The organism is Pseudomonas asgharzadehiana, assembly GCF_019139815.1.
In the GTDB taxonomy this organism is placed as follows: Bacteria; Pseudomonadota; Gammaproteobacteria; order Pseudomonadales; family Pseudomonadaceae; genus Aquipseudomonas; species Aquipseudomonas asgharzadehiana.
The window spans coordinates 5296421-5323054 of record NZ_CP077079.1; the positions used below are offsets into that span (position 1 = coordinate 5296421).

The window sequence follows — 26634 nt, forward strand, 5'->3', positions numbered from 1 at the left end:
GATCTTCATTGCTTTCAAAGACTGCGCAGGCGCTTGCGCTGCAACGTCTGGCTGGGGGATTCATCGAACAGCTTTCTGTACTCTGCCGAAAACCGCCCCAGGTGGGTAAACCCCCAGCCCAGGGCGATCTCGGAGATGGTGCTCGTGCAGCCCTGTTCAAGAATGTCCTGGCGCACCCCCACCAGTCGGTATTTCTTCACGTAGGCCATGGGCGACAGCGCGAAGTACTTGCGGAACGCATCGAACAACTTGAACCGCGACACGCCGGCAGCCGCTTCCAGGTCTTCCAGATGCACCGGTTCGCGGGCGTTGTCGTGAATGTACTGGCGCGCCCGAATCAAGTAGTGCGGCAGTTTCACGCCGAGGACAGCGCGCAGTTCTTCGGAATAGTTGTTCGGCTGGGCCAGGATCAGGCCCTTGATCAGCGAGCTTTCCAGGTCGCGGGTAAACGCGGCCTGTTCGTATAACTCGCTGCTGCGTTCCAGCTCGGCGATGAAGTAGCGCGCCATGCGCCACCACGAGGCCGGCGCGCCGTCCACCGCATCCATCACCGGTTCAAAGCGCAGCGGCGCATCGATGGGCCGTTGCAGCAGACCTTCCAGGGATTCACTCATCGCCGCCCGGGTGATCACCACTTGCAGCTTGCGACAGTCACCGGAAATCGCCAGCACTTGGTGCTCGTTGGGCGCGATGATGACCCCTTGATCGCGGTTGGAACTGACGCGCTCGCCGTTCTTGCAGAGTTCCTGCTCGCCCACCAGCGGCAGGCTCAGGCTGTAGCTGCTGAAGTGCTCGGCGTCTTCGATGTCGATGGTCACGTCGGTGCCGTATTCGATCACGCCCAGGGTGGTCGCGCGGGACTTGAATACGTTGGCGCTGTGATGAAAACGCAGGCGTTCCGGCGTACTTGTCGCCAGGCGGTGCGGCCCGCAGATGCCGGACATCCAGCGGCAAGCGCCTTCAAGGTCGAAGCGTTGAATACTGATATCGCGTGTCTGGCTACTCATCAGGGGGCACCCACGGCGGTTAGGCGTTTGCGCGCTCTGGCGGCGCGTCACGGTTGTTGGACAGCAAGTTCCACGCCACGCGGCGCGGGGGCAACCAGGTGGATAGCAACGGCCGACTATGTGGATAAAACACAGACGTTTCCCACAATCGCCCAGCGGGACGGTAGCGCATTGCGTCACCGCGCCGCACCGTTATGAGTATTTGCTGCCCAACTTTGCGGCCCATCTTCCCCCATTAAGCGGATAGCCCGCGCCCTGCCCGGCTGCCTCTAATACCCCACCCGATCAGCCCCTATCAAATAAAGGTGCCTCCCATGAGTGGTGCAAGAAGCGTCGAGCAGTGGAAGAGCTTTATCGAAAGCTGCCTGGATTTTCGTCCAGCCGATGAGGTGTTCCGCATCGCCCGCGACATGTTCACCGAGCCTGCGCTGTTTGACCTGGAGATGGAATTGATCTTCGAGAAGAACTGGATCTACGCCTGCCACGAAAGCGAACTGGCCAATAACCATGACTTTGTGACAATGCGCGCCGGGCGCCAGCCGATGATCATCACCCGCGACGGCGAGGGCCGCCTGAATGCGTTGATCAACGCCTGCCAGCATCGCGGCACCACCCTCACCCGCGTCGGCAAGGGCAACCAGTCCACCTTCACCTGCCCCTTCCATGCCTGGTGCTACAAGAGCGATGGCCGGCTGGTGAAGGTCAAGGCGCCGGGGGAATACCCGGAAGGCTTCGACAAGGCCACGCGCGGCCTGAAAAAGGCGCGCATCGAGAGCTACAAGGGCTTTGTGTTCATCAGCCTGGACGTGAACGGCACCGACAGCCTGGAAGACTTCCTCGGCGACGCCAAAGTGTTCTTCGACATGATGGTCGCGCAGTCCGCCACTGGCGAGCTGGAAGTGCTGCCGGGTAAATCCGCCTACACCTACGACGGCAACTGGAAGCTGCAGAACGAAAACGGCCTGGACGGTTATCACGTCAGTACCGTGCACTACAACTACGTGGCCACGGTGCAGCATCGCCAACAGGTGAATACCGAGAACGGCACGGCCTCGGGCACCACGTTGGACTACAGCAAACTCGGCGCGGGCGATGCGAATACCGACGACGGCTGGTTCGCCTTCAACAATGGCCACAGTGTGCTGTTCAGCGACATGCCCAACCCCAGCGTGCGCTCCGGCTACGCCACCATCATGCCGCGCCTGGTGGAAGAACACGGCCAGCAAAAAGCCGAATGGATGATGCACCGCCTGCGCAACCTGAACATCTACCCCAGCTTGTTTTTTCTCGACCAGATCAGCTCGCAGCTGCGCATCATCCGCCCGGTGGCGTGGAACAAGACCGAGATCATCAGCCAGTGCCTGGGGGTGAAGAACGAGTCGGACGCCGACCGCGAAAACCGGATTCGCCAGTTCGAAGATTTCTTCAACGTCTCGGGCATGGGCACGCCGGATGACCTGGTGGAATTTCGTGAAGCCCAGCGCGGTTTCCAGGGCCGCCTGGAGCGCTGGAGCGACATCTCGCGCGGCAGCCACCGTTGGGCCACCGGGCCGACGCCCAACAGCGAAGCCATCGGTATTCAACCGGCCATGACCGGCACCGAATTCACCCACGAAGGGCTGTACGTCAACCAGCACCGCAACTGGCAACAGTTCCTGCTCAAGGGCCTGGACAAACAAGCGCTGACACTGCGGGAGGTGGAATGATGAACGCCGAGTTGCAATACCGGATCGAGCAGTTTTTTTATCGTAAATCCGAGCTGTGCGACGCCCAGGACTGGGACGCCTATGTGCAGCTGTTCGACCCGCTGAGCGAGTTCCACCTGCCGCAGTGGGACTCGGAACACGTGTACACCCGTGACCCCAAGCGCGAGATGTCATTGATCTATTACGCCAACCGTTCCGGCCTGGAAGACCGCGTGTTTCGCTTGCGCACCGGCAAGGCCGCGTCGGCCACGCCGATGCCACGCACGGTGCACCTGATCAACAACGTGCGCATCGCCGAGCAAGCCGGCGGCACGCTGGAAGTGAAGCTGAACTGGCACACGTTGTTCTATCGGCTGGCGACCTCGGGGCAGTTTTACGGGCAGGCCACTTACACATTAAAGCCCGATGGCGACAGCTGGTTGATCACGCGCAAGCATGCCTTGCTGCTCAACGACACCATCAATTCGGTGCTGGATTTCTATCACCTCTGACCGCGGCTGTTGCACGTTTGTACGGAGTTCAATCCATGAATCACAAAGTTGCCTTCAGTTTTGCCGACGGCAAGACCCTGTTTTTCCCGGTGGGCGCCAATGAGATCCTGCTGGATGCCGCACTGCGCAACGGCATCAAGATCCCGCTGGACTGCCGCGAGGGCGTATGCGGCACCTGTCAGGGCCGTTGCGAATCCGGCGAATACACCCAGGATTACGTGGACGACGAAGCGCTTTCCAGCCTCGACCTGCAACAGCGCAAAATGCTCAGTTGCCAGACCCGGGTGAAGTCCGACGCCACGTTCTACTTCGACTTTGATTCGAGCCTGTGCAACGCGCCTGGGCCGGCGCAGGTGCGCGGCACGGTGAGCGCAATGCAGTTGGTATCGGCCAGTACCGCGATCCTGCAGGTGCAATTGGACGCACCGCTGGATTTTCTGCCGGGCCAATATGCGCGGCTGGCGGTGCCGGGCACATCCAGTTGGCGCTCGTACTCCTTCGCCAATCGGCCGGGTAATCAAGTGCAATTCCTGATCCGCCTGCTGCCGGACGGGGTCATGAGCAACTATCTGCGTGAACGTTGCCAGGTCGGCGACGAGCTGCTGATGGAGGCGCCTTTGGGTGCGTTCTACCTGCGCCACGTCACTCAGCCGTTGGTGCTGGTGGCCGGCGGCACCGGCTTGTCGGCAATGCTGGGCATGCTCGACGAACTGGTCGCCTCAGGCTGCGAGCAACCTGTGCACCTCTATTACGGCGTACGCGGCGCCGAGGACTTATGCGAGGCCGCGCGCATCGCCGCCTACGCCTCGACACTGGCGGGTTTTCGCTACACCGAGGTGCTCAGCGACGCCTCACCCGAGTGGGCCGGCAAGCGCGGTTACCTCACCGAACATGTTGACCTGGCTCCCTTGCGCGACAGTTCGGCGGATATGTACGTGTGCGGCCCCCCGCCGATGGTTGAATCCATCCAACAATGGTTGGCGGATCAGGCACTTGATAGCGTTCAGCTGTATTACGAAAAGTTTACGCAGAGTAATATCTGACCCCTCAGCACTGAGGGGCTGGTGTGGCGTGCAATCAACCCCAAGAAAAACAAAGTAAAAGGGAACCTTAATGGCGGATGACATGGTTAACCCGGTGGGCCTCAAGCGTGGCCTGAAGAACCGGCATATTCAGTTGATCGCCTTGGGAGGGGCGATTGGTACGGGGTTGTTCCTCGGCTCGGCCGGGGTACTCAAGTCGGCGGGGCCGTCGATGATCCTCGGTTACGCGATTGCCGGTTTCATTGCGTTCCTGATCATGCGCCAGCTCGGTGAGATGATCGTCGAAGAGCCGGTGGCCGGGTCCTTCAGCCATTTCGCGCATAAATATTGGGGCGGCTACGCGGGCTTTCTGGCGGGCTGGAACTACTGGGTGCTGTACGTGCTGGTGGGCATGGCCGAATTGACGGCCGTGGGCAAATACATCCAGTTCTGGTGGCCTGAAATCCCGACCTGGGTCAGCGCACTGGTGTTCTTTGTCGCGGTGAACCTGATCAACACGCTGAATGTGAAGTTCTTCGGCGAGACCGAGTTCTGGTTCGCGATCATCAAGGTCGTGGCGATCGTCGGCATGATCGTGCTCGGCTGCTACCTGCTGTTCAGCGGTACCGGCGGCCCGCAGGCGTCCATCAGCAACCTGTGGAGCCACGGCGGGTTCTTCCCCAATGGCGGCATGGGGCTGTTGATGTCGATGGCGTTCATCATGTTCTCGTTCGGTGGCCTGGAGCTGGTGGGCATCACCGCCGCCGAAGCCAGCGAACCGCGCAAGGTGATCCCCAAGGCGATCAACCAGGTGGTGTACCGGATCCTGATTTTCTACGTCGGTGCCCTGACCGTGCTGCTGTCGCTGTACCCATGGGACCAACTGCTGCAAACCCTCGGCGCCTCGGGCGACGCCTACAGCGGCAGCCCGTTTGTGCAGATCTTCTCGCTGATCGGCAACGACACCGCCGCGCACATCCTCAACTTCGTGGTGCTGACCGCGGCGCTGTCGGTGTACAACAGCGGCGTGTACTGCAATAGCCGCATGCTGTTCGGCCTGGCCGAACAGGGCGATGCGCCCAAGGCACTGATGAAGCTCAACAAGCAGGGCGTACCGCTGCGGGCGCTGGCGATTTCGGCATTGGTGACGATGCTGTGCGTGGTGGTCAACTACGTCGCGCCGCAAAGCGCCCTGGAATTGCTGTTTGCGCTGGTGGTTGCCTCACTGATGATCAACTGGGCGCTGATCAGCATCACCCACATCAAGTTCCGCAAGGCCATGGGCGAGCAAGGCGTGACGCCGTCGTTCAAGACCTTCTGGTTCCCGTTCAGCAACTACCTGTGCCTGGCGTTCATGCTGATGATCATCAGCGTGATGCTGGCGATCCCGGGCATCCGCGAGTCGGTGTATGCGATGCCGATTTGGGTGGGGGTTATCTATATGGCCTACCGGTTGCGCACGAATAAGGCGAAAGCGGTAGCCGCAGCGCAGTAATACCCATGTGGGAGGGGGCTTGCTCCCTCCCACATTTGATTGCGTTTACAGAGTAGAGCGTACTCGCCACAGTTCGGGGAACAACACCGTGTCGAGCATCTTGCGCAGATACCCCACGCCTTCGGTACCACCGGTGCCCGGCTGGAAGCCAATAATCCGCTCCACCGTGGTCACATGCCGAAAACGCCACTGGCGGAACGAATCTTCCAGGTCGATAAACTTCTCGGCCAACTGATACAAATCCCAATACCGGTTCGGATCGCGATACACCTCGCGCCACGCCGCCTCCACCGACTCATCATGCACCGTGGCCGCCGTCGGGTCGCGCTCGGCACGCTTCGGATCAATCGCCAGGCCCGCCTTGATCATCAGGTTGATCGCCTCGTCATACAGCGACGGCGTGGCAATCGCCACTTGCAGCTGTTGCAGCAGCTCCAGGCGATGGGCGTGCGGACGCAGCAGCGCAGGGCTTTTGTTACCGAGGATAAATTCGATCTCGCGGTACTGGAACGACTGGAACCCCGACGACTGCCCCAGGAACGGGCGGATCGCCTTGTACTCGGACGGCGTCATGGTCGCCAGCACCGCCCAGGCATGTACCAATTGATCAAAGATGCGCGAGACCCGCGCCAGCATCTTGAACGCCGGCGGCAACTCGCCCAGGCGCACATGTTCGCGGGCGGCCTTGAGTTCGTGGAGCATCAGTTTCATCCACAGCTCGGAGGTCTGGTGCTGGATGATGAAGAGCATTTCGTTGTGGTCCGGCGACAGCGGGTGCTGGGCACTGAGCACTTTGCCCAGGTCCAGATAGTCGCCATAGCTCATGGACTCGGAAAAATTCAGTTCGGCGTTATGCCATTCTTCCGGGGGTTGGTAATCGGCAGAGAAGGGACATTGGCTCATCGCGTGGGCTCCAGAAGCGGGCGCAGGATTGCGCGGACGGGGCTGGCGTCGAGGTTGGCAAAGCGCAGCGGCAGGGCGATCAACTCGTAGTCGCCCTCCGGCACGTCATCAAGCACGATGCCTTCAAGAATCGCCATGCCATGACGGGCCACGGCGTTGTGGGAATCCATGGTCTTGGACTGCTGCGGGTCCAGGGACGGAGTATCGATGCCGATCAAGCGCACGCCCAGGCTGGCGAGCAGCTCGATGGTTTGCGGCGCGATGGCGGTGAAGTTTGAATCCCACTCGGTCAGCGGCGCTTGTGGATAAGTGCGCAACAGCACACGTTCCGGCAAGTTATCCACACGCCCTTGCAACTGATGCGGCTGCACCAGCGCGCCGCTGTCCAGGCAATGCAACACGCGACAAGGCCCCATGTACACATCCAGCGACACTTCGCCGATCGGCGCACCGTCGGCGCTGTAATGCAGCGGCGCATCCACATGGGCGCCGGTGTGCGGCGACAGGGTAATGCGCCCTACATTCACCGGGCACTCGGGGCCGAACTGCCACACGCGCTCTTCCTGGAACGGCGTATCACCCGGCCACGTCGGGGTCGCCGTACTCAAGGGCGGGCTGATATCCCACCACGTTTTTATTGGGTTCATTTGCAGGCTCTCGGCGGTTACTGAAGTGAATGATACGAGGGCCTGTCGTGAATTTTCTTGCGAATTCTGGCGCAGAGCGGGAAATCTTTCGCAGTTACTGCGAGGAAATGCCTGGTTTACGCTCGAAAGTGCCGCCCAACCACAGGGGAGCTGCCACCAAAGCCCCCACATTGTCCTCGCTGTGCCAGTAGAACCGTATGCGCCTGCGCTTCTGGGTATCCCAGTGTCGAGTTCAGACCACCGGCCCCGCGCCCAAGGCTTTAGGGTGCTTCTTTTAATTCCCTGCCTCGGAGTCATCATGCCCAAGCCCATCACTGTATTGCGCGACACCCATCCCCTGCCGGTCCTGGACGCCTGCAAATGGGAAAAGCTCGAAGGCGACCCGCACACCGTCAACCTCAATGCCTACACCAGCGAAGACGGCAGCAAGATCATGGGCACGTGGATCTGCACCCCGGGCAAGTGGTATGTGGACTACGTGAAGTGGGAATACTGCCACTTCCAGGAAGGCTACTGCATCATCACCCCTGAAGGGATGGCGCCGATCCACCTGCGGGCTGGGGATATCTTTGTGGTGGAGCCGGGGATGAAGGGAACGTGGGAAGTGGTCGAAACGGTGCGTAAGTATTTTGTGTTTGCCTGAAGCTGTTTTGTGGTGAGCGGGCTTGCCACCGCAAGCCCGCTCACCACAACGGGTTATTTGGGCTTGCGATAGCTGTTGATGATCGCCGAGAAGTCCTTGCCCCCCTCCCCGCGCTGGCTCATCGATTGATACAACTGCTGGGCCACCGCGCCGAGAATCACCGGTTGCCTGGCTTGGCGCGCCGCTTCGGTGGCCAGCCCCAGGTCCTTGAGCATCAAGTCCGCGCCGAACCCGCCGGTATAGCCGCGCGATGACGGCGCGGTTTCAATCACGCCCGGCCATGGGTTGTAGGTGTCGGAGCTCCAGCAACGCCCGGTGGAGCTGTTGATGATGCCGGCCAGCACCTGGGTGTCGATACCCAGCGCGTCGCCCAGCGCCATGGCTTCGCTGACGCCGACCATGCTGATGCCCAGCAGCAGGTTGTTGCAGATCTTGGCGATCTGCCCGGTGCCCACATCACCGCAATGCACGATGTTACGACCCATCTGCGCCAGCACCGGTTGCAGGGTGGCGAACAGTTCCGGGGTGGCGCCGACCATGAAGGTCAGGGTGCCGGCTTGTGCCCCGCCGGTACCGCCGGAGACCGGCGCGTCGGCCATCACTACACCGTGTTTGGCGGCAGCCGCCGCCACCTCGCGCGCGGTTTGCGGGTCGATGGTGCTGCAATCCACCGCCGGCACGCCCTTGCCGATACCGGCGAGTACGCCATCTTCGTTCAACCAGACGCTGCGCACATGGGCGGCGGCCGGCAGCATGGTAATGACCAGCTCGGCGCCACTGGCCGCATCACGCGGTGAGTCGCTGATGCGGCCGCCCAGTTCGGCGAGTTCCTTGAGCACGGCCTGGTTCAGGTCGAACAGGTTCAGCGCATGGCCGGCCTTGATCAGGTTGCGGGCCATGGGCGCGCCCATGTTGCCCAGGCCGATAAATGCAATTTTCATGGTCGTCTCCAAAATCAGCGCAGGTTGATGGTGGTGTTGACGCCATCGTTGACCGTGTCGTCATCGAACCAGCGGCTGGTGACGGTTTTGGTCTGGGTATAGAACTGCACCACTTGCTTGCCGTAAGGGCCGAGGTCGCCGAGCTTGGAGCCACGCGAGCCGGTAAAGCTGAAGAACGGCACCGGCACCGGGATCGGAATGTTGATGCCGACCTGGCCTACGTCGATCTCGCTCTGGAACTTGCGCGCCGCCGCCCCACTCTGGGTGAACAGACCGGTGCCGTTGCCGAACGGGTTGGCGTTGACCAGCGCAATGGCCTGGTCGAGGGTGTCGACTTCCAGCACCACCAGCACCGGGCCGAAGATTTCCTGGGTGTAGATCTGCATGTCCGTGGTCACGCCCGAGAACAGGGTCGGGCCGACGAAGTTGCCTTGCTCGAAGCCCGGCACTTGAATGTCACGGCCGTCCAGCTCCAGCTTGGCGCCTTCTTTGACGCCGCTTTCGATCAGCTCCAGGATGCGCGCCTTGGCGCGCTTGGAGATCACCGGGCCCACATCGGTGCCGGCTTCGCTGCCCGCGTTGACCTTGAGTTTCTGCGCCAGCGCCTTGAGGTCCGGCAGCCATTGCTTGGCGGCGCCCACCAGCACCACCACCGAGGTGGCCATGCAGCGCTGGCCCGCCGCGCCGAAACCGGCTCCCACCAAGGCGTTGAGCGTGTGTTCGCGATTGGCATCCGGCAGCACCACCGCGTGGTTCTTCGCGCCCATCATCGACTGCACGCGCTTGCCGTGTTTGCCGGCCAGGTCATAGACGTGAGTGCCGACCGCCGTCGAACCGACGAAGGAGACGGCCTTGATGTCTTTGTGGGTACAGAGCGCATCCACCACGTCCTTGCCGCCATGCACCACGTTGAGCACGCCGGCCGGTACACCGGCTTCCAGCGCCAGCTCCACCAGCAGCAGGGTCGACAGCGGGTCCTGCTCGGATGGCTTGAGGACGAAGGTGTTACCGCAGGCGATGGCCATCGGGAACATCCACAGCGGGATCATCGCCGGGAAGTTGAACGGGGTGATGCCGGCGCACACGCCGATGGGCTGGCGCAGGGTATAGGTGTCGACCCCGCCCGCGACGTTCTCGGCGAACTCGCCCATTTGCAGGGTGCCAATGGAACAGGCGTGTTCCACCACTTCCAGGCCACGGAAAATATCGCCCTCGGCGTCGGCAATAGTCTTGCCCTGCTCGGCGCTGAGGACGACGGCGATACGTTTGGAATGTTCACGGATCAAGGCTTGCAGCTTGAGCATGATGCGCATGCGTGCGCCGATCGGCGTGAGCTTCCAGGTCTGGAAGGCGCGATGGGCGGCGTCGATGGCGGCGTTGACTTCCTCGGCCGTGGCAAACGGGACTTTGGCCAGTACCTGCTGGGTGGCCGGGTTGACGATGTCTTGCCAGTGGGTGGTCTTGGATTCGACCCACTCGCCATTGATCAGCAATTTGACCTGTTGTACGGAAATATCGGCAGATGCGTTCATGGGGTCTCCAACTCTTATATTTATCTAGAGACAAGGCGCTTGAATCGCCTTGAAGAATGAGGCGTTCGGACTGTTTTTGGAGTATAGATGTGCAAATCTCTAATAAGAACGCACATAAAAGCCGGTCCAATATGCAAAAAAACATCACATCACTGGGTTCCCTGAACTGGGATGACCTGAAGTTTTTCCTCGAAGTGGCGCGCACCCGCAAGGCCAGCGTCGCCGCCAAGCGCCTGGCGGTGGACTACACCACCGTGTCGCGGCGCATCAGTTCACTGGAAGTGTCGCTCGGCACGCTGCTGTTCGAAAAATCCCGGACCAACGGCTTCGTGCTCACCGCCGAAGGCCAGCGTTTGCTGGGCTACGCCGAGTCCATCGAAAGCACCCTGCACATGGCCTGCGAGCAAGTCTCCGGCTCTGGCGTGGCGCTGTCCGGGCATGTGCGCATGGGGTGCACCGAGGGCTTCGGCAGTTTCTTTGTTACCCCGCAGTTGAGCCACTTCGTCGACACCTACCCGGCGATTTCGGTAGACATCCTGCCCCTGCCCCACTTCATCAGCCTGTCCAAGCGCGAAGCCGACATCGTCATCGCCCTGGAACGCCCGGAACACGGGCCCTATGTGTGCTGCAAACTGTGCGACTACAAATTGCAGTTGTACGCCACCCAGGGCTACCTCGACCAACATCCCCCCATCCAACGCCCGGCGGATTTGGCCGAGCATCCGTTTATCAGCTACGTAGACGACTTGGCGTTCAGCTCGGAGTTGCTGTACCTGGCGAACGTGGTGCCCGGCGCCAGCGCCAGCCTGCGCAGTACCAGCGTAATCGCGCAATACGTGGCGGCGCAGCAGGGCCGGTCGATGGCGATACTGCCGTGCTTTCTGGCGGCGCAGGACCCGCGGTTATTGCCGGTGCTGGGGGAGCAGATTGCGATTACCAGACAGTTTTGGATGTATTGCCGCGAGGATCTGAGGAAGTTGAAGCGCATTACGTTGCTGTGGGACTACATCAGGGAAGTGACGGAGCAGAACCAGGGGTTGTTGATGGGGGAGACGCGGGAGATGAGGTTTGCAGATTGAAGGCCAGCATTCGGCGGTTGAAATGTGGGAGGGGCTTGCCGCCGATAGCAGTGTGTCAGTCACTGGAGGTAGTGACTGATGCATTGCTATCGGGAGCAAGCCCCCTCCCACAGTTGATTGCATTTCAGATAAGAACTGGCGAGTGCGCTCAGTCGGCAATCACCACGATCGACACCCGCCGATTCTCGGTACGCCCTGCTGCGGTGTCGTTGGATGCCACCGGCTCGCTGCTGCCCAACCCGCGCAGTTGGACGTTTTCTTCTTTCATGCCTACGCCCGTCAACACCGTGGCCACGCTTTTGGCGCGGCGCAAGGAGAGTTGTTGGTTGTAGATTTCCTTGCCCGAGGTGTCGGTATGGCCGTCGATGCGCACACGTTCGATGCCGACGCCCAGCAGGGCCTTGCCGATGCGTTGGACGATCTCGGTGCTGGGTGGGTTGAGGGTTTCGACGTCGCTGCCAAACAGCACTTTGCCCGACAAGCCGAATGCCCAGCCTTCGTCGGTGAGTTCGAAACCTTGTTGTTTGAGGACCGCCACCTGCGCCGGGGTCAGGCCTTTGGGGGGTGGTGTCTGACAGCCGCCGAGGGCCAGCAGCGCCACCCATAACATGAAGAACATAACGCGTGCAGTCGAAAACAAGGGATCAACTCCTGTGTTGAACATTGACGGCGGAGTGCTCCGACTCTGCCGTTTGATGGCCGCCCTGGAAAAACCGTTTGGCCTGGTACATCGCCGTGTCGGCGGCATTGAGTAAGGCGCCGGGTGTCGCGCCATGGTCGGGATAGATCGCGATACCGATGCTCAGTGAGGTCAGCACCTGGGCGTCGCCAGGTACAACGATGGGTAAATCCATGCTGGCGATGATCTTGTCGGCGATGCCTTGGGCATCCTCGACCGTGTGCAAGGGTGCCAGCAGGATGGCGAACTCATCACCGCCCAGACGCGCCACCAGGTCGTCTTCACGCAGCTGCGCACGCACGCGGTTGGCCACGGCGACGAGGACGGCATCGCCGGCGGCGTGGCCAAAGCTGTCGTTGATTTCTTTGAAACGGTCGCTGTCGAGGAACAGCACCGCCACTTTTTCGTCGAGCTTCGCGGCGCTGCGCAGGGCGCGGATCAGCCGGCCTTCGAAGAACGCGCGGTTGGGCAGGCCGGTGAGGCTGTCGTGATTGGCCTGGTGCGCCAGGGTTTCGTTTTCGCTTTGCAGGTGGTTTTGCCAGGCTTGCATTTCGCCCAGCAAGGCATTGAAGTCGCTGCCCAGGCTGTCGAGTTCGGCGATGCGCGCCGGCGGCACGCGGCGGTTAAAATCGCGCTCGCTGCGTGCGGCGTGGGCCACGGCGGCAAGGCTTTGCAGCGGCTCGGTGATGCCCCGCAGCAGGCGCCGCGCCAAGTGCAGGGCCACCCAGGCGCTGAGGGCGGTACACACCAGAATGCCGGCCAGGCCGCTGAGCAAAAAGCGCAACAGGCTGCCGCCGTGGCCGCTCAGGTGGATGCTGCCGATGGTACGCCCCTGGTGCAGTATCGGCTGGCTGATGGGCTGTTCGAGCAGGGTGTGCGCCAGCGCCAGTTCCAGCCGCGAGAGCATGCCGGTTTCCGGGCGTTCCCAGTTCGCCAGTGACTTGCCGTTGGCATCCAACACTTGGGCCTCGGCCACTTCCTCGGTAGACGCAATCAGGCTGAGCGCCTCGGTGGCAGCGGCGCGGTCGTTAAACACCACGGCGGCTTCCACGGTGTAGTTGATGGAGCGAGCGATCAGGTGCAGGTTGTGTTCGGCGTAGACCCTAAGCGCCAATACGCCGAGCAGGGTCAGCGACACACTGGCCAGGGTCACTGCCACCAGAGCCAGGATCAAGTGCCCTCGACCGATGACGGAACGCAGGGTCGGTCGCGCTTTCACGGCTGTCATGAACCGGGTGCCCGACGACGTGACAGTTGCAGCACACTGGGATGAATGCGCACGCCGCTGCGCGCCACCGAGTCGAGGTTGACCTCAAACGACACCTGCTCATCGCCCACTCGCAGGCAGAACAAACTGCCCACGGTGCATTGGTCGCCGCCTTCGCTGATGCTGAGCACCGGGTGGCCGATCAAGGAGGTAAACAGGCGGCTGCGTTCGTCATTGCTGAGCTTGCCGATGTACACCGCGTCACAGGCATTGACGATATCGGGATGGTCGGCCAACAAGCGCCGCACCTCCACCGGGCGCCCGGTGGCTTGGGTGGTGCCTTTGATCAGGTCATCGGTGTATTGGGTCGGGCCGACAATGCACAGGTGCAGTTGGGTGGGTTCTACCGGCCAGCGGGCATAGCTGAGAATACCGAGTACCACCTGGGTGACCGCCTGGGCGCGCTGGTCCGCTGCGCTGGGCGCCTCGGCAAACGCGCACGGTGCCAGCAGGCAGAGAATCGCCACCAACCACACGCGTCTCCAGCTCAAGCTACGGCCTATGGGCGAGACAGCCACGTTCATGCAGCGATTCTCTTTGGTCTTGTTGGGATGATGCCGCAACGATAGCACACGGCAGGAAAACCCCGTGAGGGTGCCACCTCGAAGGGTCCTGCTATTTTTTCAGAAAACACCTACAACTCAACCAGAAAGATTAAATAACCGTTCAGTCAGTTTTGTCTGCTTCCTGGCCCAGCTCCAGCATCAACCCACTCAAGCGCTTGACCTTGCGCCGTACGGCCTCCTCAAACACCCCGCCACGCGGTTCGATCAGGCTGAACCAGCGCTTGGCGCGGGTAATGCCGGTGTAGATCAGCTCCTTGGTCAATACCGGGTTCAAGGCGTCTGGCAGGATCAATGCCGTGTGAGTGAACTCCGAGCCCTGGGATTTGTGCACGGTCATGGCGTACACGGTTTCCACATCGTTAAGCCGGCTGGGCAGCACAAATCGCACGCCGCCCTGGCCGTCGTTACGTGGGAACGCCACGCGCAACACGTGGGGGCCGCCGTTGCTTTCGGGGAGTTTGAGGGCGATGCCGATGTCGCCGTTCATCAGGCCCAGGCCATAGTCATTACGGGTCATGAGTACCGGGCGGCCTTCATACCATTGCTCTTCGCCCTCGATCAGCCGAACTTTGCGCAAGGCCGCGGTGATGCGCAGGTTCAGCCCTTCCACGCCCCACGGGCCCTTGCGCACCGCGCAGAGCAGCTGAAACGCATCGAAGGCTTGCAACAATTGCTGTGCCCAGTGGGTCCAGGCGGCGTCTTCACGCGGGGTGTCGAGGGACGGACGGGCGCTGTGCAGCAGGTTGAGGTAATAGCGATAGCCCTCGGCACCCTCACCCTGCCCGTCCAAAACCAGATGTTCCAAGGCGTGGTCGTGCTCACCCTTAAGGCCTACGCAGAACAGGTCGCGGTGGCTGCGCGCGGCCAGCAGTTTGCGCGCCTCTTCGGCGTTCTGCTGGTTAACCCAGCGTGCCAGTTGGCCGATGCCGCTGCCTTCGCCGAAACGTCGCGAGTAACGCAGCATCACCACTTGCTGGGCCAGGGGATGGCTACCGTCGAGGTCTTCGCGCAGGCCGCCGGCGCTGAGGTCTTCGCCGCTGACGGTTTGCAGCCATTGGCGGGTCTGGGGGTTGTACCAGCCGGCTTCGGCGTCGCGGCACAAGTCGCCGAGTACGGCGCCGGCCTCCACCGAGGCGAGTTGGTCCTTGTCGCCCAACAGCACCAGGCGCGCATGGGGCGGCAACGCGTCCAACAGGTTGGCCATCATCTCCAGGTCGATCATCGAGGCTTCGTCCACCACCAGCACATCCAATGGCAATGGGTTGCCCAGGTGATGACGGAAGTGCCGGGTGCCGGGGCGACTGCCCAGTAAACGGTGAACAGTGGTGACTTGGGTCGGGATCTTTTCCTTCACGCTTTGCGGCACTTTCAGCGACAGCACTTGCTGGCTGATGGACTCGGTAAGGCGCGCGGCGGCTTTACCGGTGGGCGCGGCAAGACGGATGCGCAACGGGCTGCCGGCCTCGACGGCAGGCGCCTGCAACAAGGCGAGCAAGCGCACCACGGTGGTGGTCTTGCCGGTACCGGGGCCGCCGGTGACGATGCTGAAGGCACCTCGGGTAGCCAGGGCGCAGGCGAGCTTTTGCCAGTCGATCACGCCATCGGGCGCCGGCTGGTCAAACAGACCGTTGAGGCGTTCGGGCAAATCGGCGGCGACCGCTTCTTCGCTCGCCAGCCGCTGGCGTAGAGCGCTGTCGATGCGGCGCTCGTAGGCCCAGTAGCGGCGCAGGTACAAGCGTTTGCCGGACAGCACCAGCGGACGGCTTTGCGCGGCTTCGCTGGCGTCCAACGCCAGGGCGACCAGCGGGCTCGCGGCCAGGGCATGGCACCAATGGGCACCGTCGAGACCATCAAGCAATTGCGACGGCAGTAGCATGGCACCGGTTTGCAGGTCGCCTTCGGGCGGCAAGGACAAGGCGAAATCCGGCGCCTTGAGGGTTTCAAACAGGTCGAGGCACACGTGACCGTGGCCCAATTGATGGCTGGTCAAGGCCGCCGCCAGCAGCACCAAGGGGTCGGCCTGCGGGTCGAGTTCATGCAGGAAACCGACAAAGGCCTTGTCCAACGCCCGCAGCCAACCACGGTCAACCCATCGCTCAAGCAACTGCACCAGGTCGGCGGCGCGGCCCAGGGGCTCCAGCGCTTCAAGCGGTAACGGCGACAGGCTCATAACAACACTCCTTGTTCCCAGGCGGGCTCAACCTTGGGCGGGATGGGCTTGCCCTGGAACAACAGGTCCAGGCCTTCGATCAGTTCTCGTGGCGGCCGGGTGAAATACGCGCCCCGGCTCGCGGACTGGGTGCCGCGCAGAAACACATACAGCGCACCACCGACGTGACGGTCGTAGTCATAGTCCGGCAGACGAGCCTTCAGTTGGCGGTGCAGGGCCAGCAGGTAAAGCACGTATTGCAAGTCATACCGATGCTCAAGGATCGAACGTTCCATGGCATCGAGGGTGTAGGCCGAATCGTCTGGGCCGAGCCAGTTGGATTTGTAGTCGGCCACGTAATAGCGGCCGTCATGTTCGAAAGTCAGGTCGATAAAGCCCTTGAACATACCGTTGAGCAGCACCGGCTCGGCGGCTACCCGCGCGACACCGTTGTGGGTGTACTGGCACACCAGCTTATCGAGGGCGAGCACGTCGACTTTATGGCTGGCAAACCAGAACTCCATTTCGATCTGGTATTGCTGCAGGCTGCTGAGGGTAACGTGAGCGTTATCCACCGGCAGCGGCGTTTGCAGCAAATGGCCCAGCCAACCGCTGAGGGTGATGATCCAGCCTTCCCAGTTGCGGCGATTGCAACGGGCGCCTACGGCGTTTTCGATGGCCTGCGGTGACACGTTGAAGCCTTCTTCGCCGGCCCACTCCAGCAAGCCGTGGAGGAAGGTGCCGGGGTTGGGGCCGCGTGGGAAACGGTGTATGTCGCCGCCGGACACCGCCACTTCACGCGGTGCGTCGGGGTCGAGGCGTTCGTCATCGAACAGCTTTTGCGCTTGCGGGCTTTCTGGTGCCTCGAGATTGGCGACGCTCATGCTGTCGCCAATGCGCAAGGCGCTGTAGGACGCGATCCACCAGTTTTCGGCGGCCTTGCGCTTGGGCAATAACGGCGCGAGCAAGGTGGCCTGGTTGCGCGGTGGGTGAAACAGGCTTTCTTGCGCTTCGGGTACGTGGGCGTAGTGGATGGCCGGGCAGCCTTGCTGCAGGTCCAGCAGCCAACGCGCCAGGCCTGCCGATTCCGCCAACGAGGCCCCGCCGCCGAGCAAATAGCCCAGCGCCGACAGGTGCAATACCGAACTGGCGCTGTTGCCGCGCTTGAGGTCGGCAACGCCAAGCCAGCAGGCATGTTTGGCGCGCGTCAGGGCTACGTAGAACAGACGCAGGTCTTCGGCCAGACGCTCGTCATCGGCCTGGGCAATCAACTCGGCGGTTGGGCGCAGGCTGACCTGGGATTTACCGTGTTCGTCGTGGTAGTGCAGCGGCAATCGGCTGCCGTCTACCGGTTTGGCCGAACAAATGAACGGCAGGAACACCAAGTCGTACTCCAGGCCCTTGGATTTGTGGATGGTCACTACCTTGACCAGCTGCTCATCGCTTTCCAGCCGCAGGATCTGCTCTTCGCCGGCCTGGCCGGACGACGCCAGGTGTTCGGCCAGATGGCGGATCAGCGCCTGTTCGCCATCCAGCTCCGAAGCGGCCTGTTGCAGCAGTTCACTCAGGTGCAGCAGGTTGGTCAACACGCGCTCGCCGTCGCTGCGGGCGATCAGGGTTTGTGGCAGTTTGAAATCGTGGAGCAGGCGACGCAGCATCGGCAGCACGCCTTGGGTACGCCAGATCGCGCGATAGCCACGAAATTGCATCACACGGGTTTCCCACGCCAGTTCGTCCTGGTTCAGACGCTCCAGTTCCGGCAGGGAAAGGTTGAGCGTGACGCAGGCCAGCGCGGCGCGCAGCGGGCGCTCGACGTCGGGCTCTGCGCAGGCCTTGAGCCAGGCCAGCAGGTCGTGGGCTTCTTGGGCGGCGAACACCGAGTCCTTATCGGACAGGTACACGCTACGCACACCACGAGCAGCCAACTCGGCGCGCACGGCCTGGGCTTCTTTACCGTCGCGCACGAGGATGGCGATGTCTGACGGTAGTACGCCTTTGAAGCTGTCATCTGAGTGTAGGAAGCCGGCCGTGCCCTGCTGGCCGCCGTTGAGCAACGCGACAATCTGCGTGGCGCAGGCGCCGGCCAATTGCTGGCGGTACACCGCGTTGGATACGGGTTGGTCGGTAGGCAGGTGCCAGAGGTTCATCGCCGGCAGCGTTTGGCCATCGACCTGGAGTTTTTCCTTGCGTCCTTGGGACAGCACCGGCTGGAACGGCACCGGGTTATCACCATTGGGTTCACGGAACAAGAACGCACCGCGACCTGTTTCCGCGCGCTGGAATACATGGTTTACCGCCTCGACCATCGCATGGCTGGAGCGGAAGTTGGTGCCCAAGGTGTGGTGCCGTCCGGTGGTGGACTGCCGCGCACGCAAGTAGGTATAGATATCGGCACCACGGAAGGCGTAGATCGCCTGCTTGGGGTCGCCGATCAGGAACAAGCCGCTGTCGGGGTGGTTTTCTTCGATGCGGTAAATGCTGTCGAAGATGTTGTATTGCACGGGGTCGGTGTCTTGGAATTCATCGATCAGGGCTACCGGGAACTGCTCACGAATCACGTTAGCCAGGCGCTCGCCGCCGTCGGCTTGCAAGGCCGCGTTGAGGCGGATCAGCATGTCGTCGAAGCCCATTTCGGCGCGGCGGCGTTTTTCTTCTTCGAAGCACTTGCTCACCCAGCCGGCGGCGTGTTGCAACACGGCGGCATCGGGGGTAGGCAGGGCGTCAAGGCTGGCTTTAAGGCTGGCCATGGCGTCAATGCCGGGATGCTGCGGTGGGTCGCCCTTCCAGGCTTCGGCTATACCGTCGGGGGTGAGCCGGGTAAAACCGGTGCCGATGTCCAGTTGTTCCAGGATGTCGTCTGCGGCCCAGGCGCTGATCTTCTCGAACCAGGGCTCAAAGTAGCGAGCTTGCATCTTGCGGCCGTCGACCGCTTTGGCGGCCACCGCTTGCAGGCAGATATCGCGTAGCTCAGCGGCCCATTGTTGCCAGGGAGCTTTGATGTTGATCAACGCTTCGCGGCGTTCTTGTAGGCAAGCGCTGATCAACTCGGCGGGTTCGCGGTTTTCATCTGTCGGCCGTTCGCTGCCGAACAGTGCGCGCACGCGTGGCATCAACGCAGCGGGGCCACCCCAGTTACTGCGCACCCAGTTGAGGGCGTCGTCGTGCATGGGGTAGCAGAACAACCGCCAGTAATCGCGCAGCACTTGGCCCAGCAGGTCGCTGTGGTCGGTCTCCAGGGTCTGGGTAAACAGGCTGCCGCTGTCGAACGCATGTTCGCGCAGCATGCGCTGGCACCAACTATGAATGGTCGAAACGGCGGCCTCGTCCATCCACTGCGCGGCAATGTCCAAGCGGTTGGCGCAGCCGGGCCATTGCTCGGGTGGGTATTCTTCGCGCAGCTCTGCGATCAGGGCATCGGGCTGATCGATTTCGTCGCGAAAAAACCGCGCGGCTTCAGCCAGGCGAATGCGGATACGTTCACGCAACTCTTTCGTTGCCGCATCCGTGAAGGTCACCACCAGGATTTGCGGCGGCAGCAGTTCGCGGCCAAAGCCGGACTCTTGACCGCCGTGGCCAAGCACCAGGCGCAGGTACAACGCGGAGATGGTGAAGGTTTTGCCGGTACCGGCGCTGGCTTCAATCAGTTGGCTGCCTTTTAGCGGGAAGGCCAGGGCCAAGGGTTTGTTGTTCATGTGCCGACCTCCTCGCCTGTAAGTGATCGCCAGGGAGCATTGAGCAGTGGGCGATAGAGGGTTTCGCACCAACCTTCGAATTCTTCATTCGCGATCAAGGCGCTGTAATCGGGGAATTGTCGGGTGAGCGCGGGGGTTTCGCGGCGCTCGCCGTCGGAGGTCAAGCCGTCGCCTTCGAAGGCTTTGCGCGCTGCGGCGTGGGCCTTGTCCGGGTCGGTTTGGCTGAGCCAGGCGAAGGCAGTTTTAACGGCTACCGCAAGTGGTTTTTGCATGCCGTAGCGCCAGGCCAGCAGCAGTTCGCCGAGGGTTTCCCGGGCGGCGGCTTTATCCAGCGGGGCCAGCAGCAAGGTGTCGTCGCTGGCCACCAGACCGGTGCTCAGCGGCAGACCGCAGGCACACGCCACCAGGTGATTGACCCACGGACGGATCAGGCGATGCCACTTGCGCGTTTTGACCGAGCCAATGCTGTTGGGGATGGTGGTGATGCTTAGCAACCCGCCATCACTGCGTCGATGCAGCCCACTGATCCAGCCCTCCAGCGCAATGCCTTGATGCTCGAAACTGATCGGTTCGGCACCGGGATGCGGGGTTGGCCAGAGGGCCAGTAATTGGTGGTAGCGCTGTAGCAGGTCGGGCAAAGGCTCGATCAGTTCGTTGCGCAGGCACTCGCCGAAACCGACCATGGGCAACAGACCGCTGCCTTGCAAACGCAAGGCCTGGGCGTTGAGGGCTTGGTCGAGCTGAGCCGGCTGTGACAGCGCGGCGTTCAACAGGCTGTCACTCAAGCTGTAGCGTTGCAATGCATCGAGGACGAAGGGTTCTTCATCAGCCAAAGGCACTTCGGCAGCTTCGAAAAATACCTTGAGGCGCTGGCTGAAGAAGTGTTTGACCGGGTTGCGCAGGAAGTCTTGTAGCTGGCCAAGGCTCAGCGGTTCCTCCTGGTGGTGCTGCGCCAGCTCATCTGCATTAACCACGGCTTCGGCCGTTTGGTGGAGCAATTGCCACTCGCGGGCATAACTGAACAGCGGGTCGTCTTCGTGGAAATAGCGGGCGCTGAAAGGTTGAAGAGGGTGTTCCTGGGTCATCGCCTCCACTAGGGGGGTTGCTTGTGCGTTATGCCAGCCGCTGGCGATATGATCGCGCAGTTGGCCGATCAGTACTGATGCGGGGCGCTCGCTATTGTCGCGGATGCTGCGGCCCACCCAACTGATATAGAGCTGATCGCGGGCGGACAGCAAGCCTTCGAGTAGCAGGTAGCGGTCGTCTTCGCGGCGTGAACGATCACCGGGGCGGTAGTCGCTGCCCATCAGGTCGAAATCCAGCGGCGGTTGCGCGCGAGGGTAGTCGCCGTCGTTCATGCCGAGCAGGCAAACGAGCTTGAACGGGATCGCTCGCATAGGCATCAGGGTACAAAAATTGACAGCACCGGCGAGGAAACGCTGGGACAAGCGGCCTTGATCGAGACCGGCCAGCCAGGCTTCGCGCACTACAGTGAGAGGTAATTGGTCCTGCAGGCCAACGGACTCGCAGGTTTCCAGCCACGTTTCCCGGAGTTGTTCGAGTTGGCCGAGCAGGTAGTCGTCGTGCTCGCTGCTGGGCAGGAAGAAAAGTTGCATCAATCGTCGTAGACGTTCGCCCCACTCTTGGGGCGCGGCCGGTTGGGAGAGCGTTTGATGCGCGTCATGCAATGCGTCGAGCAGAGCGACCAAGGGGCCAATCAACGCCGCGTCGAGGCCACCGATTTCATCGTAGGGTTCAATGCCGTTGCAAGCGGCACCGGTGCCGACGGCGTACCCCAACAGCATACGACGCAGGCCAAATCGCCAGCTGTTCTGCTCCAGGTCTACCGGCAGACCGAGGCCGGCACGTTGTTCGGCGTTGAGGCCCCAACGAATGCCGGCGCCTTCGATCCAGCGGTGCAGCGTGGGCAGGTCGCGCTCCTTGATGGCGAAACGTTCGCGCAGCGCGGGAACGTCGAGCAGGTCAAGAATTTCGCTGACGGGGAAGCGGCTGTCAGGGAGTTTGAGCAGGTGTTCAACGGCGATCAGCAGCGGGTCGCGGCCACGCTGGCCTTGATCGGTAAGGGTGAAGGGGATGAAGCGGGAGTCGCTTCTTTCCAACTGGCCGAACACGGCGCGAATATGCGGCGCGTAGCTGTCGACATCGGGGACCATGACGATGATGTCGCGGGGGCGCAGTGCCGGATCGTCGCTGAAGCGTTGAAGCAATTGGTCGTGGAGAATTTCCACTTCGCGTTGAGCGCTGTGGGCAATGTGGAAGCGGATTGACGTATCACGTTGCAGATCGACAGCAGCCCATCGCTCACGCGTCTCATTGAGTGGGCGTAGCTCGAGGATATCGTCCTGGAGTTGGTTGAGCAGTGTGGTGGGGACGCTGTCGCTGAACAGGTCGATGCGACCGTCGTGGAAGGCTGCGCGGTAACTGTTGGGGTCGTCATAACTGTCCAGCAGGCTGATGTAGTCGCGGCCTTGCTTGCCCCAGGCAGCGAGTAACGGGTGGGCGTGCTGGTGCAGGGTCTGTGAATCGAGCGTGAGCGGCATGCCAGCTTTGCGCGCTTGGCGTTTGTATTCGTTACGCAGTAGGTCTTTGTCGGCAACGATGTCGGACCAATGATGGCGACAAGGGTTGTGCACGCACAGCAGGACTTGGCTGAAACGGGCGAGTCCGGCAAGGGCTTCGAGCGCTTGGGCAGGCAGGGAAGAAATCCCGAAAACGATCACCCGCGAAGGCAGCCCATTAGGTGCTTGCGCAAGGGCATTGATGCGTTCGATGAAGCGCTGATGAACACCGGCCCGGCTTTGGGCCATGCCCTCTGCCCCTACATCCAGTAGCAATGCGCGCCATAACTCAGCTTGCCAGCAGTTGGAGGGGTTGAGTGGCTTGGGTTCGCCTCGACCGTTGCGCAATTGGTGGCGACCGGCAGCCCAGTCTTCCAGCCAGTCGGCGCGGTAGACCTGATATTGGTCGAACAAGTCGGCCAGGCGCTCCGCCAGTTGGTAGCGTTTACGTAGATCCGTGTCGTGGGTCAAAAAGCGTTGTAATGGCTCGAAATGCGGTCGATCGATGAGTTCCGGAAGCAAGCGCATCAAGCGCCATGTGAGTGGAGCTTTATCGAGCAGAGACTTGGGGGGGATTTCGTCACGTCCCAAGACCATGCGATAGAGCTGCCACATGAAGCTGCCGGGAAGTTGCACGTCGATGGCGGCGGCGATGCCGCAGCCGCCCATATCGTCCTCTTGCGGGTCTTCCGCCAGGGCCAACTTGAGCCATTGAGCAATGCCGTTGCTTTGTACCAACGCGATTTCGTTTTCCAGGGGCGCCAGAGGGTAACGGCGCATCCAACTCACCACCAAGCTGCGCAGTTCGTCCAGGCGATTGCCGTGAACCACCATGAATCCAGCGCTGAGTGACGTCGCATCCGGCATAACGGCTTCCTTGGGAAAAGCTAAATCGAGGAAAGGACTTTAGCATTGAAGGTCGCTCTGATGAGCTTCTTGCACTTTCCGAGCGCCCAAAACAAAACCCCATCTGCTTTCGCAAATGGGGTTTTGGAATTTAATCTTGACGATGACCTACTCTCACATGGGGAAACCCCACACTACCATCGGCGATGCATCGTTTCACTGCTGAGTTCGGGATGGGATCAGGTGGTTCCAATGCTCTATGGTCGTCAAGAAATTCGGGTACTGACTCGTGACCAAATGGCCTCGCTTCAGCAAATTGGGTATGTGACAGCAGTCGGTGTTTTGTGAGTTACAAACTTTCGGTTCGTTTCGTCTTCACACACCGCAATCTGATGCTCTTTCGAGTAGTCAAATTGCTTGGGTGTTATATGGTCAAGCCTCACGGGCAATTAGTATTGGTTAGCTCAACGCCTCACAGCGCTTACACACCCAACCTATCAACGTCGTAGTCTTCGACGGCCCTTCAGGGAACTCAAGGTTCCAGTGAGATCTCATCTTGAGGCTAGTTTCCCGCTTAGATGCTTTCAGCGGTTATCTATTCCGAACATAGCTACCCGGCAATGCCACTGGCGTGACAACCGGAACACCAGAGGTTCGTCCACTCCGGTCCTCTCGTACTAGGAGCAGCCCCTCTCAAATCTCAAACGTCCACGGCAGATAGGGACCGAACTGTCTCACGACGTTCTAAACCCAGCTCGCGTACCACTTTAAATGGCGAACAGCCATACCCTTGGGACCGGCTTCAGCCCCAGGATGTGATGAGCCGACATCGAGGTGCCAAACACCGCCGTCGATATGAACTCTTGGGCGGTATCAGCCTGTTATCCCCGGAGTACCTTTTATCCGTTGAGCGATGGCCCTTCCATACAGAACCACCGGATCACTAAGACCTACTTTCGTACCTGCTCGACGTGTCTGTCTCGCAGTCAAGCGCGCTTTTGCCTTTATACTCTACGACCGATTTCCGACCGGTCTGAGCGCACCTTCGTACTCCTCCGTTACTCTTTAGGAGGAGACCGCCCCAGTCAAACTACCCACCATACACTGTCCTCGATCCGGATAACGGACCTGAGTTAGAACCTCAAAGTTGCCAGGGTGGTATTTCAAGGTTGGCTCCACGCAGACTGGCGTCCACGCTTCAAAGCCTCCCACCTATCCTACACAAGCAAATTCAAAGTCCAGTGCAAAGCTATAGTAAAGGTTCACGGGGTCTTTCCGTCTAGCCGCGGATACACTGCATCTTCACAGCGATTTCAATTTCACTGAGTCTCGGGTGGAGACAGCGCCGCCATCGTTACGCCATTCGTGCAGGTCGGAACTTACCCGACAAGGAATTTCGCTACCTTAGGACCGTTATAGTTACGGCCGCCGTTTACCGGGGCTTCGATCAAGAGCTTCGCGTTAGCTAACCCCATCAATTAACCTTCCGGCACCGGGCAGGCGTCACACCCTATACGTCCACTTTCGTGTTTGCAGAGTGCTGTGTTTTTAATAAACAGTCGCAGCGGCCTGGTATCTTCGACCGGCATGGGCTTACGGAGCAAGTCCTTCACCCTCACCGGCGCACCTTCTCCCGAAGTTACGGTGCCATTTTGCCTAGTTCCTTCACCCGAGTTCTCTCAAGCGCCTTGGTATTCTCTACCCAACCACCTGTGTCGGTTTGGGGTACGGTTCCTGGTTACCTGAAGCTTAGAAGCTTTTCTTGGAAGCATGGCATCAACCACTTCGCTAACTAAAAGTTAGCTCGTCATCAGCTCTCGGCCTTAGAATCCCGGATTTACCTAAGATTCCAGCCTACCACCTTAAACTTGGACAACCAACGCCAAGCTGGCCTAGCCTTCTCCGTCCCTCCATCGCAATAACCAGAAGTACAGGAATATTAACCTGTTTTCCATCGACTACGCTTTTCAGCCTCGCCTTAGGGACCGACTAACCCTGCGTCGATTAACGTTGCGCAGGAAACCTTGGTCTTTCGGCGTGGGTGTTTTTCACACCCATTGTCGTTACTCATGTCAGCATTCGCACTTCTGATACCTCCAGCAAGCTTCTCAACTCACCTTCACAGGCTTACAGAACGCTCCTCTACCGCATCACTTACGTGATACCCGTAGCTTCGGTGTATGGTTTGAGCCCCGTTACATCTTCCGCGCAGGCCGACTCGACTAGTGAGCTATTACGCTTTCTTTAAAGGGTGGCTGCTTCTAAGCCAACCTCCTAGCTGTCTAAGCCTTCCCACATCGTTTCCCACTTAACCATAACTTTGGGACCTTAGCTGACGGTCTGGGTTGTTTCCCTTTTCACGACGGACGTTAGCACCCGCCGTGTGTCTCCCATGCTCGGCACTTGTAGGTATTCGGAGTTTGCATCGGTTTGGTAAGTCGGGATGACCCCCTAGCCGAAACAGTGCTCTACCCCCTACAGTGATACATGAGGCGCTACCTAAATAGCTTTCGAGGAGAACCAGCTATCTCCGAGCTTGATTAGCCTTTCACTCCGATCCACAGGTCATCCGCTAACTTTTCAACGGTAGTCGGTTCGGTCCTCCAGTTAGTGTTACCCAACCTTCAACCTGCCCATGGATAGATCGCCCGGTTTCGGGTCTATTCCCAGCGACTAGACGCCCTATTAAGACTCGCTTTCGCTACGCCTCCCCTATTCGGTTAAGCTCGCCACTGAAAATAAGTCGCTGACCCATTATACAAAAGGTACGCAGTCACCCAACAAAGTGGGCTCCCACTGCTTGTACGCATACGGTTTCAGGATCTATTTCACTCCCCTCTCCGGGGTTCTTTTCGCCTTTCCCTCACGGTACTAGTTCACTATCGGTCAGTCAGTAGTATTTAGCCTTGGAGGATGGTCCCCCCATATTCAGACAAAGTTTCTCGTGCTCCGTCCTACTCGATTTCATGACTAAGAGATTTTCGCGTACAGGGCTATCACCCACTATGGCCGCACTTTCCAGAGCGTTCCGCTAATCTCAAAGCCACTTAAGGGCTAGTCCCCGTTCGCTCGCCACTACTAAGGGAATCTCGGTTGATTTCTTTTCCTCAGGGTACTTAGATGTTTCAGTTCCCCTGGTTCGCCTCTTGCACCTATGTATTCAGTACAAGATAACCATCTTATGATGGCTGGGTTCCCCCATTCAGACATCTCCGGATCAAAGTCTGTTTGCCGACTCCCCGAAGCTTTTCGCAGGCTACCACGTCTTTCATCGCCTCTGACTGCCAAGGCATCCACCGTATGCGCTTCTTCACTTGACCATATAACCCCAAGCAATCTGGTTATACTGTGAAGACGACATTCGCCGAAAATCTGTAATCACTCACAAAT

Annotated in this window: 17 protein-coding genes and 2 rRNA genes; 6 read left to right on the top strand and 13 right to left on the bottom strand. The window is 60.4% G+C overall.

Translation table 11 applies throughout. The annotated features are described in order from the left end of the window. Positions 1 to 14 precede the first annotated feature (14 nt). Positions 15 to 1007, bottom strand: coding sequence for an AraC family transcriptional regulator (locus KSS96_RS24055; protein ID WP_017531072.1), 993 nt, complete (start codon positions 1005 to 1007; stop codon positions 15 to 17). A 314-nt stretch (positions 1008 to 1321) separates the two neighbouring features. Between KSS96_RS24055 and antA the strand changes: the two genes are divergently transcribed. The 4 genes from antA to KSS96_RS24075 all read left to right on the top strand — a co-directional run bounded on the left by antA (position 1322) and on the right by KSS96_RS24075 (position 5721). After that, positions 1322 to 2713 carry an anthranilate 1,2-dioxygenase large subunit gene (gene antA / locus KSS96_RS24060; RefSeq protein ID WP_017531073.1) on the top strand — a complete coding sequence of 464 codons (1392 nt, stop codon included), beginning with the start codon at positions 1322 to 1324 and terminating at the stop codon, positions 2711 to 2713. Beyond that, complete coding sequence (antB, locus tag KSS96_RS24065) at positions 2713 to 3204, top strand: anthranilate 1,2-dioxygenase small subunit (RefSeq protein WP_217855373.1); 492 nt, start codon at positions 2713 to 2715, stop codon at positions 3202 to 3204. The genes antA and antB overlap by 1 nt, the downstream gene beginning before the upstream one ends. Positions 3205 to 3239: 35 nt before the next feature. Further along, positions 3240 to 4247, top strand: a complete 1008-nt coding sequence (antC, locus tag KSS96_RS24070) for an anthranilate 1,2-dioxygenase electron transfer component AntC (RefSeq protein WP_017531075.1) — start codon at positions 3240 to 3242, stop codon at positions 4245 to 4247. Between the two features lie 70 nt (positions 4248 to 4317). Continuing rightward, a complete protein-coding gene (locus KSS96_RS24075) occupies positions 4318 to 5721 on the top strand; it encodes an amino acid permease (RefSeq protein WP_065876579.1) in 1404 nt (467 codons plus the stop codon). Between the two features lie 45 nt (positions 5722 to 5766). On the opposite strand, the gene kynA is transcribed toward KSS96_RS24075, so the two are convergent. Beyond that, entirely contained in the window at positions 5767 to 6624 is an 858-nt protein-coding gene (gene kynA, locus KSS96_RS24080) for a tryptophan 2,3-dioxygenase (RefSeq protein ID WP_065876580.1), read from the bottom strand. Then, positions 6621 to 7271, bottom strand: coding sequence for an arylformamidase (kynB, locus tag KSS96_RS24085; RefSeq protein WP_065876581.1), 651 nt, complete (start codon positions 7269 to 7271; stop codon positions 6621 to 6623). Before kynB ends, kynA begins: the two co-directional genes overlap by 4 nt. Before the next feature lie 298 nt (positions 7272 to 7569). Between kynB and KSS96_RS24090 the strand changes: the two genes are divergently transcribed. Next, positions 7570 to 7914: a cupin domain-containing protein gene (locus KSS96_RS24090; RefSeq protein ID WP_017531079.1), complete on the top strand. Its 345-nt coding sequence runs from the start codon at positions 7570 to 7572 to the stop codon at positions 7912 to 7914. A 53-nt stretch (positions 7915 to 7967) separates the two neighbouring features. Here KSS96_RS24090 and mmsB read toward each other — a convergent pair whose 3' ends face one another. Continuing rightward, positions 7968 to 8855, bottom strand: a complete 888-nt coding sequence (mmsB, locus tag KSS96_RS24095; protein WP_017531080.1) for a 3-hydroxyisobutyrate dehydrogenase — start codon at positions 8853 to 8855, stop codon at positions 7968 to 7970. 14 nt (positions 8856 to 8869) lie between these two features. Beyond that, positions 8870 to 10387 carry a CoA-acylating methylmalonate-semialdehyde dehydrogenase gene (locus KSS96_RS24100; protein WP_017531081.1) on the bottom strand — a complete coding sequence of 506 codons (1518 nt, stop codon included), beginning with the start codon at positions 10385 to 10387 and terminating at the stop codon, positions 8870 to 8872. 131 nt (positions 10388 to 10518) lie between these two features. On the opposite strand from KSS96_RS24100, the gene KSS96_RS24105 reads away from it, so the two are divergent. Beyond that, positions 10519 to 11466: a LysR family transcriptional regulator gene (locus KSS96_RS24105; RefSeq protein ID WP_017531082.1), complete on the top strand. Its 948-nt coding sequence runs from the start codon at positions 10519 to 10521 to the stop codon at positions 11464 to 11466. 148 nt (positions 11467 to 11614) lie between these two features. Here the strand turns inward: KSS96_RS24105 and yfiB are convergent, their stop codons facing one another. The 8 genes from yfiB to KSS96_RS24145 all read right to left on the bottom strand — a co-directional run bounded on the left by yfiB (position 11615) and on the right by KSS96_RS24145 (position 26564). Continuing rightward, positions 11615 to 12106 carry an outer membrane lipoprotein YfiB gene (yfiB, locus tag KSS96_RS24110; RefSeq protein ID WP_065876582.1) on the bottom strand — a complete coding sequence of 164 codons (492 nt, stop codon included), beginning with the start codon at positions 12104 to 12106 and terminating at the stop codon, positions 11615 to 11617. A 4-nt stretch (positions 12107 to 12110) separates the two neighbouring features. Continuing rightward, positions 12111 to 13373, bottom strand: coding sequence for a diguanylate cyclase DgcN/YfiN (gene dgcN, locus KSS96_RS24115; RefSeq protein WP_017530722.1), 1263 nt, complete (start codon positions 13371 to 13373; stop codon positions 12111 to 12113). Next, complete coding sequence (gene yfiR / locus KSS96_RS24120) at positions 13370 to 13936, bottom strand: regulatory sequestration protein YfiR (RefSeq protein ID WP_017530723.1); 567 nt, start codon at positions 13934 to 13936, stop codon at positions 13370 to 13372. The genes dgcN and yfiR overlap by 4 nt, the downstream gene beginning before the upstream one ends. Positions 13937 to 14078: 142 nt before the next feature. Then, positions 14079 to 16148, bottom strand: coding sequence for an exodeoxyribonuclease V subunit alpha (recD, locus tag KSS96_RS24125; protein WP_068932435.1), 2070 nt, complete (start codon positions 16146 to 16148; stop codon positions 14079 to 14081). Then, positions 16145 to 19819, bottom strand: a complete 3675-nt coding sequence (gene recB / locus KSS96_RS24130; RefSeq protein ID WP_068932433.1) for an exodeoxyribonuclease V subunit beta — start codon at positions 19817 to 19819, stop codon at positions 16145 to 16147. Before recB ends, recD begins: the two co-directional genes overlap by 4 nt. Continuing rightward, positions 19816 to 23265 carry an exodeoxyribonuclease V subunit gamma gene (gene recC, locus KSS96_RS24135; protein WP_217855374.1) on the bottom strand — a complete coding sequence of 1150 codons (3450 nt, stop codon included), beginning with the start codon at positions 23263 to 23265 and terminating at the stop codon, positions 19816 to 19818. Before recC ends, recB begins: the two co-directional genes overlap by 4 nt. A gap of 134 nt (positions 23266 to 23399) precedes the next feature. After that, positions 23400 to 23515, bottom strand: a 5S ribosomal RNA gene (gene rrf / locus KSS96_RS24140). 157 nt (positions 23516 to 23672) lie between these two features. Then, positions 23673 to 26564 (bottom strand): 23S ribosomal RNA (locus KSS96_RS24145). Positions 26565 to 26634 lie beyond the last annotated feature (70 nt).

Excerpts from the sequence above, each read along its gene's own strand:
- KSS96_RS24055 (WP_017531072.1), bottom strand. The coding sequence starts at position 1,007 with ATGAGTAGCCAGACACGCGATATCAGTATTCAACGCTTCGACCTTGAA.
- antA (WP_017531073.1), top strand. The coding sequence starts at position 1,322 with ATGAGTGGTGCAAGAAGCGTCGAGCAGTGGAAGAGCTTTATCGAAAGC.
- antB (WP_217855373.1), top strand. The coding sequence starts at position 2,713 with ATGAACGCCGAGTTGCAATACCGGATCGAGCAGTTTTTTTATCGTAAA.
- antC (WP_017531075.1), top strand. The coding sequence starts at position 3,240 with ATGAATCACAAAGTTGCCTTCAGTTTTGCCGACGGCAAGACCCTGTTT.
- KSS96_RS24075 (WP_065876579.1), top strand. The coding sequence starts at position 4,318 with ATGGCGGATGACATGGTTAACCCGGTGGGCCTCAAGCGTGGCCTGAAG.
- kynA (WP_065876580.1), bottom strand. The coding sequence starts at position 6,624 with ATGAGCCAATGTCCCTTCTCTGCCGATTACCAACCCCCGGAAGAATGG.
- kynB (WP_065876581.1), bottom strand. The coding sequence starts at position 7,271 with ATGAACCCAATAAAAACGTGGTGGGATATCAGCCCGCCCTTGAGTACG.
- KSS96_RS24090 (WP_017531079.1), top strand. The coding sequence starts at position 7,570 with ATGCCCAAGCCCATCACTGTATTGCGCGACACCCATCCCCTGCCGGTC.
- mmsB (WP_017531080.1), bottom strand. The coding sequence starts at position 8,855 with ATGAAAATTGCATTTATCGGCCTGGGCAACATGGGCGCGCCCATGGCC.
- KSS96_RS24100 (WP_017531081.1), bottom strand. The coding sequence starts at position 10,387 with ATGAACGCATCTGCCGATATTTCCGTACAACAGGTCAAATTGCTGATC.
- KSS96_RS24105 (WP_017531082.1), top strand. The coding sequence starts at position 10,519 with ATGCAAAAAAACATCACATCACTGGGTTCCCTGAACTGGGATGACCTG.
- dgcN (WP_017530722.1), bottom strand. The coding sequence starts at position 13,373 with ATGACAGCCGTGAAAGCGCGACCGACCCTGCGTTCCGTCATCGGTCGA.
- yfiR (WP_017530723.1), bottom strand. The coding sequence starts at position 13,936 with ATGAACGTGGCTGTCTCGCCCATAGGCCGTAGCTTGAGCTGGAGACGC.
- recD (WP_068932435.1), bottom strand. The coding sequence starts at position 16,148 with ATGAGCCTGTCGCCGTTACCGCTTGAAGCGCTGGAGCCCCTGGGCCGC.
- recB (WP_068932433.1), bottom strand. The coding sequence starts at position 19,819 with ATGAACAACAAACCCTTGGCCCTGGCCTTCCCGCTAAAAGGCAGCCAA.
- recC (WP_217855374.1), bottom strand. The coding sequence starts at position 23,265 with ATGCCGGATGCGACGTCACTCAGCGCTGGATTCATGGTGGTTCACGGC.